The sequence below is a fragment of the Lentzea indica genome (genome assembly GCF_012184385.1).
In the GTDB taxonomy this organism is placed as follows: domain Bacteria; phylum Actinomycetota; class Actinomycetes; order Mycobacteriales; family Pseudonocardiaceae; genus Lentzea; species Lentzea indica.
Map to the genome: position 1 here is coordinate 1 of NZ_VSRL01000232.1, position 14,271 is coordinate 14,271.

Below are 14,271 nucleotides of genomic sequence, written 5' to 3' on the forward strand. Positions count from 1 at the left end.
CAGCCCGCTGAGCTTCGCGAGCAGGCCACCGGTCACGATCTCACGCGCTGCGGTGCGCCGGCCCGCTCGCACGAGGCCGCGCATGATCGCGGGAACGTCGCCCTGCGCGGCACCCCCGCCGGACGCGAGCGGGACCAGCAAGGACTCGTCCGAAGCGACGGCCGCGTCGAAGAGAGCCAGGCCCTGCTCGATCGAGAGCATCGGCATCCGGCGCAGGTCGCCTTCGTCCAAAGTGGATGTCATGCCGGTGTCCCATGCGCCCCAGGCCAACGACAGGGCAGGCAGGCCGAGTCCGCGGCGATGGGCCGCCAGAGCGTCGAGGAACGCGTTGGCAGCGGCATAGTTGCCCTGGCCCGCGGCTCCCATCACACCGGACACCGACGAGAACAAAATAAGCTGCGCATCGCCGATGAGCTCGTGCAGGTTCCAGGCGGCGTCGACCTTCGGCCGCATGACGGCGGAGAGCCGTTCGGGCGTCAGGGAACCGATCACGCCGTCGTCCAGCACGCCCGCGGTGTGAACGACGGCGGTGAGCTGAACACCGTCCAGCAGGCTTGCAACAGCGGCGCGTTCCGTGACATCGCAGGCCTTCACCTCGACGTCCGCGCCCATCGCGAGCAGTTCGTCGCGCAGATCGGCGGCGCCGGGCGCGTCGAGGCCGCGGCGGCTGACCAGCAGCAGCTTGCGATGGCCGCGCGCCACGAGGTGACGGGCGAGGACGGCACCCAGGCCGCCCGTGCCGCCGGTGATCAGCACCGTGCCGCCGGAATCCCATTCGCGCGCAACGCTTTCGGTCGCACGCGCTAGCCTGCCCGCGAACACCTCGCCCGCGCGCACGACGACCTGGGTCTCCCCCGCGTCGATCAGCCCGCCGAGGCCGGGCAGCAGCGCTTCCGACTCGGGCGCGTCGTCGAGGTCGACGAGCAGGAACCGGCCTGGGTCCTCGGTCTGCGCTGACCGCACCAACCCCCAGACGGCGGCGGCCGCGACGTCGTCACCCGTGACGGCCCCGCGCGTGACGAAGATCAGCCTTCCGATGGCCTCCTGAAGCGTGCCAAGCGCTTCCGCGGCCAGCGCGTGCGCGGACTCCGGCGACTGCTCACCGCTGACGTGCACAACCGTTGCATCACCTGGGGTGTAGGCGACAGGCACCCAGTCGAGGCGGAACAGCAAGTCGGCACCGGTGTGCGTGGTCAACTCGCCGAGCGGCTCGATCAGGACCGTGTCGGCGCACAGCACGGGATCACCGGCGACGTCGACGACCTTGAGCGCCAGCCCACCGTCCACAACGGACAGCTTTACGCGAACGACCTCCGCACCGTTCGCGTAAAGGGAGACACCGTGCCAGTTCGTGGGGACGCCTTCGAGGCCGAGGAAGGCGGCGGCGTGGGTCGCGGCGTCGAGCAGTGCCGGGTGAACACCGAAACCCTTTGCGTCAACGGGCAACGCAACCTCGGCGAACACCTCCTGACCCCTCCGCCACGCCGCGCGCAGTCCCTTGAACGCTTCGCCGTAAGGAGTGTCGTCGTAGAAGCCGTCAAGGTCGGCGACGGTCGCGCCCTTGGGCGGCCACTCGGTGTCCTTGCCCGGCGCGGGAACACCCTGCCCCAGTAGGCCGTGCGCGTGCTCGACCCACTCCTGGTCGCCGCGCCGCGCGTGGAACCGGAACGCGCCGTCGCGCCCGACCTGGAACTGCACCTGAACGGAACCGCTGTCCGGCAGCACCAGCGGCGCGACCTGCGTGAGCTCCTCGACCCGCGCGTAGCCCGCGAGGTCGGCGGCGCGGAACGCCAGCTCCAGCACGCCCGCTGTTGGGAACACGACGTGGTCGGCGAGCCAGGACGTCTTGGTCAGTGTGCCGGTGAGGATCAGCTCGCCGGAACCCGCCACGGTCATCGCGGCGCCGAGCAGCGGGTGGTCGGCCGGGGTCAGGCCGAGACCGGCAGCGTCGCCGGCACTCACCGACACCGACGGCCAATAGCGGTCGTGCTGGAACACGTAGGTCGGGACGTCGACGCGCTTGCCGTTGCGGTAGAACGGCTTCCAGTCGACCGCGACGCCCGCGACGTGCATCCTCGCGAGCGCCGTGATGAACGCGGTGCGCTCGTCACGATCCTTGCGCTGGGTGGGGATGGCTCCGTCGACCAGCGCGGAGAGCACGCCATCGGGGCCGATCTCCACGAACGTCCTGTCGCCGATGGCCTGGACGGCGTCGTGGAACCGGACGGCGTCGCGGACGTGGCGCACCCAATACTCGGGGTTCGCGACGTCGCCGACCATCGGGATCGCCGGACTGTGGAAGGTGATGCCGCCGATGGCTTCCCGGAAGGCGTTGAGCATCGGGTCCATCAGCGGCGAGTGGAACGCGTGGCTGACCTTGAGCTGCTTGGTCTTGCGGCCCTCGAAGCGGGTGATGACCGCTAGGGCTTCGGCTTCGACACCGGCGATGACCAGCGAGTCCGGTCCGTTGATCGCCGCGATGGACACACCTGGGGTCAGATGCGGGGTCACCTCGTCCTCGGTGGCCTGCAACGCGATCATCACGCCGCCCGCGGGCAGCGCCTGCATGAGAGTCGCGCGAGCGGTGACGAGTTTCGCCGCGTCCTCCAGGCTGAACACGCCCGCGATGTGCGCGGCGGCGATCTCGCCGATCGAGTGGCCGGTGACGTGTGCGGCGGTGACGCCGTAGAACTCCAACAGGCGGTAGAGGGCAACCTCGAACGCGAACAGCGCGGGCTGCGTGTTCCCCGTCTGGTTCAGCGCTTCCTCGTCGCCCCACATGACGTCGCGGAGTTTCGGGCCAAGGTGGCCGAGCACCTCGTCGAACGCATCGCGAAAGACCGGGAACGCCTCGTACAGCTCCTTGCCCATACCCACGCGCTGGGCACCCTGACCGGAGAACAGCAACGCCGGCTCGGTCCGCCGCGCCACTCCCCTGGCGATCTCGGCCCCGTCCAGCAACACCGCACGGTGCTCGAACAACGCGCGCGTGGTCGCCAACGAGAACCCGACGTCCACCGGGTCACCGCCGAGCGCGCGCACCCGCTCGATCTGCGCCGCGAGAGAGGCCTCCGACTTCGCCGACACCAGCCACGGAATCGATTCCGTCTGGGCCCCCCAGGGGGAGACCGAGGTCCCCACTCCAAGCGTCCCACGGGAGACCGACGATTCCGGCTCTGCGAGATCAACAACGGGCGGGTTGTCCACAGGCGCCGAGCTGTCCACAGAAATCGAAGACGGGGTTGCGCCTTCGAGAATGATGTGCGCGTTCGTGCCGGAGACGCCGAAAGACGAGACGGCGGCGCGCGGGGCGCGGTCGGTGGCGGGCCACGACACGGCTGTGGTGGCCAGTTCGACGGAGCCGGTGGTCCAGTCGACGTGGGTGGACGGGCTGGAGACGTGCAGAGTGGCGGGCACGACGCCGTGTTGCATCGCCTGGACCATCTTGATGACGCCCGCGACACCGGCGGCCGACTGGGTGTGGCCGATGTTCGACTTCACCGAGCCCAGCAGCAGCGGCAACGCGCGATCAGTGCCGTAGGTGGCGAGCAGACTGCGGGCCTCGATCGGGTCACCGAGAGGCGTGCCGGTGCCGTGAGCCTCCACAACGTCCACATCGGACGGAGACAGGCCGGCGCGGTCGAGAGCCGCCCTGATCACCCGCTGCTGCGCGCGGCCGTTGGGCGCGGTGAAACCGTTGGAGGCACCGTCGGAGTTGACAGCGGAGCCTCGCACCACGGCGAGAACCGGGTAGCCCAGCGACACGGCGTCCGACAAGCGGGCCAGGACGAGCACACCGACGCCCTCGGACCAGCCGGTGCCGTCGGCGTCGTCGGAGAAGGCCTTGCAGCGGCCGTTGCGGGCGAGACCGCCCTGGCGCGAGAACTCGACCAGGGAGCCGGGCGTGCACATGACGTTCACGCCGCCGGCCAGCGCCAGTCCGCATTCGTTCGCGCGCAAGGCGTGCGCCGCCAGGTGCAGTGCGACCAAAGAAGAAGAGCAGGCGGTGTCGACGGTCAGCGCCGGACCTTCGAGGCCCAAAGCGTAGGAGATGCGGCCGGACTCGGCGGAGGCGGCGATACCGGTGCCGACGTCGCCGGTCGCGTCGTCGAGGCCGCGGATCAGCAGGTGCTCGTAGTCCTGGCCGTTGGTGCCGACGAACACACCGGTGCGTGACCCGCGCAAGGAAGTCGGATCGATCCCGCCGCGTTCCAGAGCTTCCCAGGAAGTCTCCAGCAGCAGGCGTTGCTGGGGGTCCATCGTCACGGCCTCGCGCGGCGAGATGCCGAAGAATGCCGGGTCGAAGTCGGCGATGCCGTGCAGGAAGCCGCCTTGCACGGACACGCTGTGGCCGCGTTCGTCGGTTCCGCTGCCCAGCAGGGCGTCGACGTCCCAGCCGCGGTCGGCGGGGAAGCCGGTGATCGCGTCACGTCCGGACGACACCAGCTCCCACAGCTCCTCCGGCGAGCTGATGCCGCCGGGGAAGCGGCACGCCATCCCGATGATGGCGATCGGTTCGGTGGCGGCCGCGACGAGCTGCCGGTTCTGCTTGCGCAGCCGCTCCGCCTCCTTCATCGCGGCGCGGAGGGCCTCGACAACCTTCTCGCTGGAGGTACTCATTCATCAGCTCCGTCAGTCCAGCCGGACACGGTCATCCCGCCAGCAATTCCAGCAGCAGAAGCGGTAGCGAATTCCTCAGATAAACCAGGAACAAAGCGAACGGCCGGCCGCCCGTGAGGGCAGCCGGCCGCATCAGAACCGGATCAGTCGGCCTGGCCGTCGAGCGCGGCCTGGATCAGGTCGTCGACGCTCATCTCGTCGATGTCCTCGTCGTCCTGAACCTGCGTTCCCTTGCCGATGAGCCGCATCAACGGCTCCAGCACGCCGATCTCCCGCAGCTGGGCGAGCGGCACCCGCGCCAGCAGGTCGCGGACTTCCGACTCCTCGGAGTCAGCCGAAGCGGAATCCGGGACCAGCTCGGTCAGCACGTGCGTCGCGAGCTCTTCCGGTGACGGATGGTCGAACACCAGCGTGGACGCCAACGACAAGCCCGTGGCCGCGTTGAGCTGGTTGCGCAGCTCCACCACCGCGAGAGAGTCGAACCCGAGGTCGCGGAACGGCCGGTCCGGGCGCACCGCCTCGACGTCGGCCTGTCCGACCACCTCGGCAGCCCGCGTCCGCACCAGGTCCAGCACCTCGTCAAACCTCTTCGCCACGGGGAGAGCCAGCAGCTTCTCCCGGAACGCGCCCTCGGGAACCGGTGCTTCCGCCGGAGCGTCCGCAGCAAGCTCCCGGAGCAGCGGATTCGGGCGGAACCCACCGGAGAACCGGCCCTTGTCGACCGCCGCCACGACAGCGGTGGGAAGCCCTTCGCCGACGAGCTGCCGCAGAGCGACGCACGCCAGAACGGGGTCCATCGAGGCGATACCGGCACGTTTGGCGTTGGCCAGCGCGTCCTCGGTGTCGGCCATACCGCCACCACCCCACGCGCCCCACGCGATCGACGTCGCCGCGAGGCCCTGACCGCGCCGCCGATCGGCCAGCGCGTCGAGCATCGCGTTCGCCGCCGCGTAGTTCGCCTGGCCAGGACTGCCGACCGACGACGACGCGGAGGAGAACAGCACGAACGCGTCCAGGTCGGACGTCAACTCGTCCAGCAGCAGCGCCGAGGTGACCTTGCTGCGGAACACCGCCTCGAACCGTTCCGGCGTCATCTTGTCCAGCACGCCGTCGTCGATGATTCCCGCGGTGTGCACGACGCCGGTCAACGGCCGCGGGATCGCGGAAAGCACCGCCTGCAACGACTTCCGGTCCGCCACGTCGCACGCGGCGATCGTGACATCGACGCCCAGGTCCACCAACTCGGCCCGCAGCTCCGCCGCACCCTCGGCCCTCAGGCCACTGCGACTGACCAGAACCAGGTGCTCGGCACCGTTCCGTGCGAGCATCCGGGCCACGTGGCCGCCCAGAGCACCGGTGCCTCCGGTGATCAAGACGGTGCCGCGTGGCTGCCACTCCCGCGCCGGAACGGGTGCCGGCGCGGCGACCAGCCGCCGCCCGAACAGCCCGTTCGCGCGCACCGCGACCTGATCCTCGCCGTCGAGTCCGGAAAGGACGGACGTGAGGCCGTTCGCGACCCTGTCGTCGATCCCCGCAGGCAGGTCGACCAGACCTCCCCAGCGCTCCGGATGCTCGAGCGTCACCACCCGGCCGAGACCGTGGATCGCCGCCTGCGTCAGGTCCTCGAAAGCCGTGCCGTTGACAGCAACGCCGTCTCGGGTCGCGCACCACAGCGGCGCGTTGATGCCCGCGTCGCCGAGCGCCTGGATCAACGCGGCGGTCAGCAGCACCCCGGCAGGCGCGCTCCCCTCCCCCGAGTCAGCACGTCCGAGCAGCGACAGCACACCAGCGAAGGACGTGCCCAGTGACCGCAGTTTCTCGGCGATGGTCTCGCGGTCCGGAGACGTCACGTCGACCCGTACAACACTGACGCCGAGCGAGTCGATGACCGCGTCGCTCCACTCGTCGTCAGAAGTCGTGACCGCGAGCCAAGTGCCGGTCAGCTCGCCGGACCTGGTTGCGTCCAGGGGCTTCCAGCTGATGCGGTGCCGCCAGCTGTCGACCAGGGCGAGGTCGGTGCGCTGCTTGCGCCAGTCCAGCAACGCGGGCAGCACCTGCGACAACGCGTCGGTGCCGACGCTGAGCACGTCCTGCAGCGACCCGAAGTCCTCGCCCTCGACCGCGGCCCAGAACGCCGCGTCGTCGCCGGCCGGTGCGGCGGGCTTCGAGGAGCCGGCCACCGTCGACGGCCAGAACCGCTGGTGCTGGAACGCGTAGGTCGGCAGCGTGATCTTGCGGCCGGCGGAACCGAAGAACCCCGCCCAGTCGACCTTCACGCCGCGGGTGTGCAGGCGGGCGAGTGCCGAAACGATCGACTGCTCCTCGTCGCGGTCCTTGCGCAGCACCGGAATTCCGCCCTCGACCAGACCGGACAGCGTCGCGTCCGGGCCCAGCTCGACGAACGTCGTGACGCCGCGTTCGGTGAGCGTCCGCACGTTGTCCGCGAACCGCACCGCCTCCCGCACGTGCCGCACCCAGTACTCAGGGCTCGTGATGTCGCCTTCCGCGACAACAGGAATCCGCGGCTGACCGAACGTCAGGGACTCCACAGTGGACCGAAACTCGTCCAGCATCGGGTCCATCAGCGGCGAGTGGAACGCGTGTGAGACGCGCAAACGCCGGGACTTCCAGCGTTCCGCGATCGCGACCACCGGGCCCTCCGGTCCGGCGATCACGACCGACTCGGGGCCGTTGACCGCGGCGATCGTCACGCCGTCGGTGAGGTGCGGCAGCACGACGTCCTCGCTGGCCTGCACCGCGACCATCGCGCCGCTCTCCGGCAGCGCCTGCATCAGCGCCGACCGCACGGTCACGAGCTTCGCCGCGTCCTCCAGGCTGAGCACGCCCGCGACGTGTGCCGCCGCGATCTCGCCGATCGAGTGGCCTGCCAGGAAGTCAGGCCTGACACCCCACGACTCGACGAGGCGGTAGAGGGCGACCTCGATGGCGAACAGCGCGGGCTGGGTGGTGCCGGTGAGGTTCAGCGCCTCCTGGTCGTCGCCCCAGATGACGTCGGCGAGCTTCGGATCGAGGTGGCTCACGACCTCGTCGAAGGCGTTCTTGAACACCGGGAACCGGTCGTGCAGCATGCGGCCCATGCCGATCCGCTGCGAACCCTGCCCGGCGAACAGGAACGCGAGCTTGCCGGAACGCGCCACCTCGTCGCGGACCACCAGCGGGTTCCGGACGTCGGCGGCGATCGCGGCGAGAGCGTCGGTCAGCTCCTCACGGCTACCGGCCAGCACGACCGCACGCTGGTCGAACGACGCCCGCGTGGTGGCCGCCGAGCGGGCGATGTCCAGCAGGTCGGCGTCCACGTCGAGCAGGCGCGCGGCCTGGTCACGCAGGGCGGCCGGAGTGCGTCCGGACACGAGCACCGGCACCACACCGAAGTTGTCCACAGATCGCCCAGCGGCCCCTTGACCAGCACTTTCATCCGGTACGCTGGAAATTGGGGGGATCCCCAACGGCGGCGCTTCCAAGATCACGTGGGCGTTGGTCCCGCTCGCGCCGAACGACGACACAGCGGCCCGGCGTGCACGGTCGACCGAAGGCCATGCCGTGCGTTCCTGCAACAGCTGGACTGCGCCCGTGCTCCAGTCGATGTGCGAGGACGGCGTCTCGGCGTGCAGGGTCCTGGGCAGCTCGCCCGCCCGCATCGCCATCACCATCTTGATCACGCCGGCCACACCGGCGGCGGCCTGCGTGTGGCCCATGTTCGACTTGACCGCGCCCAGGAGCAGCGGCGCCGAGCGGTCCTGTCCGTAGACGGTGAGCAGCGCCTGCGCCTCGATCGGGTCGCCCAGCGTCGTGCCGGTGCCGTGCGCCTCGACAACGTCCACATCGGACGGACGCAGCCCGGAGGCCGCCAGCGCCTGCCGGATGACCCGTTGCTGGGCCGGTCCGGACGGGGCGGTGAGACCGTTGGACGCGCCGTCGGAGTTGATCGCCGAGCCGCGCACGACCGCGAGCACCTCGTGACCGTTGCGAACCGCGTCGGACAGCCGTTCCAGCACCAGCATGCCGACGCCCTCCGCCCAGCCCGTGCCGTCGGCGTTGTCGGAGAAGGCCTTGCAGCGGCCGTCTTCCGACAGCGCGCCCTGGGCGCTGAACTCGATGAACCCGACCGGCGTCGACATCACGCACACACCGCCGGCGAGCGCCATCGCGCATTCGCCCGTGCGCAGCGCCTGTGCCGCGAGGTGCATCGCGACCAGCGACGACGAGCACGCGGTGTCGACCGAGACCGTCGGGCCCTGCAGGCCGAACGTGTAGGCGAGGCGGCCGGACAGCAGCGACGCGGACTGCGCGGTCTGCCATTCCAAGCCGGTCTCCTCAGGCGATGGCCGGTACTCGCCGCTGCCACCACCGACGAACACACCGGTAACGCTGCCGCGGATCGTCGCAGGGTCGACACCCGCGCGTTCCAGCGCCTCCCACGCCGTTTCGAGCACGATGCGCTGCTGCGGGTCCATGACCATTGCTTCGCGCGGCGAGATGGAGAAGAAGTCCGGGTCGAAGTCCGGCACGTCGTAGAGGAAACCGCCGTTGCGGGTGACGCTCTGTCCACTGTAGAGGGTGGCAAGGTCCCAGCCGCGGTCGGCGGGGAACTCCCCGATCGCGTCGACACCGTCGAGCAGCAGCTTCCAGAGGTCTTCCGGCGACCGCACGTCACCGGGGTAGCGGCAGGCCATGCCGACGATCGCGATCGGCTCGTCCGTCGCGTTCCGAGCGGTGATCACGACATCGTCCGCGCCGCCGAGGAGTTCGGTGAGCAGGTGCCCGGCGAGCTCGTTCGGCGTCGGGTGGTCGAACACCAGCGTGGCGCTCAGCTGCAGACCCGACTCGGTCTGGATCTGGTTGCGCAGGTCGACGGCGGTGAGCGAGTCGAAACCGAGGTCACGGAAGGGAACGTCCGGTTCGATCGCCTGAATTCCGTTGTGGCCGAGGACGAGCGCGGCCTTCTCGCGGACAAGGGTGAGCAGCGAGCCGAGCCGTTCGTACTCGGAGAGCTTGACCAGCGTCTGCTTGAGCGCCGGTTCTGCGACCTGCTTCTGCTGCGCGAAGTTGCCGAACATCCTGTTGGGCTGTTGGAAGGTGCTCCAGTCGACGTTCGCGACGACGACGTTCGTTCGTCCACTTGCGACAGCTTGGTGCAGGGCCGCGATGGCGTTCGGTGCATCGAGGACCGGAATGCCGCTCATCCCCAGGTGCACGGTCATGCTCTGGTCGGTCGTGCCCTCCCACGGCGCATACGCGATGGAGGTCGCCTTGAGGCCACGCGCCTTTCGCTGCCGTGCGAACTCCTCGACGATCGCGCTGTGGGCGGCTTGCGGAGCCTGACCGCGGAAGCCCCACGTTCCGGCGACCGAGCCGAAGACCACGAACGCCTCCAGCTCGCGGTCGCCCAGTTGCTCGTCGAGCAGCTTCAGGGAGTCGATGTCGCCGAGGTGGATCACCGCGGTGACGTCGTCGGCGAAGGTGTCGGTGGTGTTGGGCAGGTTCTGCTTGATCTGCTCGCCCATCGGTCCGTCGGCGCCGACGAGAAGGATCTTGCCTGTCGGGGTCCACGGGCTCACGTTTTCGATGCGGCGCAAGCGTGGGACGAACGTGCCTTCATCGTGGAAGGCGACTTCCTGTTCGCCTTGAGGAATCGCCCACGTATCAGTGCCGACGCGGATGAGGCCACCCCAGCGTTCGGGCTGCTCCAGCGCGGCGACGCGGCCCTCGCCCCAGACGGCGGGCTCGCTGCTGACACACCACAGCGGGGCCGTGATGTTGTTGTCGGCAAGGGTATTCAGGACCTCGAACGGGCTCGTGCCGCCCACCGAGATCACACCGGCGTAGTCGCCCGGCACGAGTTCCGAGACCGTCTCTCCGGCGAATCCCGAGGCGTCGCCGAGAACCAGCCAGGTTCCTTCGGTTGTGGTGGAAACCTTGTGCTGCTCCCACACGACCTCGTACAGCCAGTCGTCGGTCGCGGACTTCGGCGTCGTCGTGGGCCAGTAGCGCTCGCGCTGGAACGCGTACGTGGGCAGCGGGATGCGCTTGGCGGTGGTGCCCGCGAAGTACTGCCGCCAGTCGATGTCGGCGCCACGGACGTGCAGGGTGCCGAGCGCGAGGGCGAACGCGCTGACCTCGTCGCGGTCCTTGCGTTGCGTGGCAACGGCTCCGTCGACCATCGCCGCGAGCACGCCGTCCGGGCCGATCTCGACGAACGTGTCGACGTTGCCGAGACTCTGGACGTTGTCGTGGAAGCGGACCGTGTCGCGGACGTGGTTCACCCAGTAGTCGACGGTCGTGACATCGCCGGTAGTGGCCATCGGGATGCGCGGCGCCGTGAAGCTCAGGTTCTGGATCGCCGCGCGGAAGTCGTCGAGCATCGGTTCCATCAGCGGCGAGTGGAACGCGTGGCTCACGGTGAGCTGCTTGGTCTTCTCGAACTTCTTCGCGATCTTGGCGACCGCGGTCCTGTCGCCGGCGATGACGACGCTGTCCGGCCCGTTGACGGCCGCGATCGACACCTTCCTGGACTTGCCGATCTGCTTCGCGACCTCCTGTTCGGCCGCGAGGACGGAGACCATCGCGCCGCCGGCCGGGAGTGCCTGCATGAGGTTCGCGCGGGCGGTGACGAAGCTTCGCGGCGTCTTCGAGGCTGAGCACCTCGGCGACGTGCGCGGCTGCGATCTCGCCGATGGAGTGGCCCGCGACGTGGTCGGGCAGGACACCGAGGCTCTGGACGAGCCTGGCGAGCGCGACCTCGATCGCGAACAACGCGGGCTGTGTGGTGCCGGTCTGGTTGAGCTGCTCCGCGTCCTCGCCCCAGATGATGCCCCTGAGGTCGGGGCCGAGGTGGCCGAGCACCTCGTCGAACGCCGCGCGGAACGTGCCGAACCGCTCGTAGAGCTCCCTGCCCATGCCCAGTCGCTGCGAGCCCTGGCCGGTGAACAGGAACGCCGTCGTGCCCGCCTTGCGCGCTACGCCGCTGGTGACTTCGACGTCGTCGATCAGCAACGCCCTGTGCGCGAACTGCGCGCGCGTCGTCGCCGCCGAGAACGCCAGGTCGAGCTGATCGGCCTCGATGGCGCGGAGCTGGTCGATCTGAGCGCGCAGCGAAGCCGGGGACTTCGCCGAAACAACGACGGGAGCCCCCTTGGGGGAGACCGAGGTCCCCATCTCAATCATCGCAGAGGGGTCTGACAGTTCCTGGCCTGGCGCGGACTCCAAGATCACGTGGGCGTTGGTGCCGGAGAGGCCGAACGCGGAGATGCCCGCGCGGCGAGGCCGGCTGGTGGACGGCCACGTTGTGTTCTCGGTGAGGAGCGAGACCGGGCCCGAGGTCCAGTCGACGTGGGAGGTCGGGGCGTCGACGTGGAGGGTGCGGGGCAGCACGCCGTGGCGCATCGCCTCGACCATCTTGATGACGCCCGCGACGCCGGCCGCTGCCTGGGCGTGGCCGATGTTCGACTTCACCGAGCCCAGGTAGAGCGGCTCGGAGCGGTCGGCGAACGTCGAGAGGAGTGCCTGGGCCTCGATCGGGTCGCCCAGCGTCGTGCCGGTGCCGTGTGCTTCCACAGCGTCGATGTCGGCCACGGACAGACCGGCGTCCGCGAGAGCGCGACGGATGACTCGCTGCTGCGAAGGGCCGTTCGGTGCGGTGAGGCCGTTGGAGGCTCCGTCGGAGTTGACGGCCGAGCCACGCACGATCGCCAAGACCTCGTGGCCGTTGGCCACAGCATCCGACAGGCGCTCCAGCACGAGAATGCCCGCACCCTCGGACCACGCCGTGCCGTCGGCGCCGTCGGCGAAGGCCTTGCAGCGGCCGTCCGGAGCGAGACCGCCCTGGGTGGTGAACTCGACGAACGAGTCCGGGCTCGACATGACGCTGACGCCGCCAGCGAGAGCGAGAGAGCACTCACCGGAGCGGAGCGCGCGCATCGCCCAGTGCATGGCGACCAACGACGACGAACACGCCGTGTCGATGGTGACGGCAGGCCCTTCGAGTCCGAGGACGTAGGACAAACGGCCGGACATGACCGACGCGGTGTTGCCGGTGGCGAGGTAGCCCTGGATGTCGGGGTCGAGCGAGCGGCGCAGGACGTACTCGTAGTCCTGGCCGTTGGTGCCGACGAACACGCCGGTCGTGCTGCCCTTCAACGACAACGGGTCGATGCCGGTGCGTTCCAGCGCCTCCCAGGCGGTTTCGAGGATCAGGCGCTGCTGCGGGTCCATCGCGAGCGCTTCCCGCGGCGAGATGCCGAAGAAGTGCGCGTCGAAGTCCGCGACACCGTTGAGGAAACCGGCCTCCAGCGACGCCGACGCACCGGCGCCGAGGGCCGCTAGGTCCCAGCCGCGGTCGGACGGGAACGAGCTGATGCCGTCGCCGCCCGTGGCCACCAGGTCCCAGAAGGCTTCCGGTGACATCACGCCGCCGGGGAAGCGGCAGCCGATGCCGACAATCGCGATCGGGTCGTCGTCGACCGGGCGCGTGGCGACAGGTTCGGTTGCGACTTCGCCGACCTCGCCCAGCAGAAACTCCGCCAGGTCGTAGGGGGTCGGGTAGTCGTAGAGCAACGAGGCGGGCAGCGTCAGTTCGGTCGCAGCCTGCAGGCGGTTGCGCAGCTCCAGCGTCGTCAGCGAGTCGAAGCCGAGATCGAGGAACGCGCGGTCGGGATCGACGTCGGAAGCGTTGCCGTGACCGAGGACCGCGGCGATCTGGCCGCGCACCAGGTCCAGCACCGCGCGGTTGCGTTCTGCCTTCGACAGCCCTGCGAGCGCCTTGCGGAACTGCGGCTGTTCCGAGGACTCGACCACCTTCTCGGTGGTGTGGAAGCGTTTGACCTCCGGCAGGTCGCCGACCAGCGGCGCGGGACGCAGACCCGCGAGTGCGGGCAGGAACCGTTCCCAGTCGATCTCCGCGACCAGCACGGCCGCGTCGCCGTGCTCGATGGCCTGCTTCAGCGCCTGCAACGCGAGCGCGGGCTCCATCGGCGTGAAACCGCCGCGCTTCAGGCGTTCCGCGACGCCACCCGCGACCGCCATGCCCGCCTCACCCCACGGGCCCCAAGCCACCGACGTGGCCGGAAGTCCTTGCAGGCGGCGGTGTTCGGCGAACGCGTCGAGGAAGGCGTTGGCGGCGGCATAGTTGCCTTGGCCCGCGCCGCCGATGATGCCCGCGGTCGAGGAGAAGAGCACGAACGCGTCGAGGTCAGAGGTGAGCTCGTGCAGGTTGCGAGTCGCGTCGACCTTGGCGCGCAACACGTTCGCGAACGACGTGGCGTCCATCGACTCGACGAGGCGGTCCTCGACGACTCCCGCCGCGTGGAACACGGACGTCACCGGGTGCTCGGCGAGGAGGTTCGCGAGCGCGTCCCGGTCGGCGACGTCGCAGGCCTTGACGATCACGCGCGGGTCCGCGAAGTCCGCGGTCCCGGTGCGGCTGACGAGTACGACCTGCTCGGCGTCGTTGTCGAGCAGCCAACGTGCGACCTGCTTGCCGATCGCGCCCGTTCCACCGGTGACGAGCACGCGGCCCGGCCGGTAGTCGCGGTGCAGCGCGCTCGGGGTACTGTGGACGAGGCGGCGGCCGTAGACGCCGGACGGCCGCACCGCGACCACGGTCCTCACCCGTGCCTGGCCAGCACGCCGGGG

Annotated in this window: 1 protein-coding gene and 2 pseudogenes; all 3 read right to left on the reverse strand. The window is 69.7% G+C overall.

The annotated features are described in order from the left end of the window. A pseudogene (locus tag FXN61_RS38625) lies at window positions 1-4,617 on the reverse strand (SDR family NAD(P)-dependent oxidoreductase); the annotation flags it as partial. 146 nt (window positions 4,618-4,763) lie between these two features. Next, window positions 4,764-11,231, reverse strand: coding sequence for a type I polyketide synthase (locus tag FXN61_RS54830; protein ID WP_312878335.1), 6,468 nt, complete (start codon window positions 11,229-11,231; stop codon window positions 4,764-4,766). Between the two features lie 82 nt (window positions 11,232-11,313). Next, window positions 11,314-14,247: pseudogene (locus FXN61_RS54835) on the reverse strand (type I polyketide synthase); the annotation flags it as partial. Window positions 14,248-14,271 lie beyond the last annotated feature (24 nt).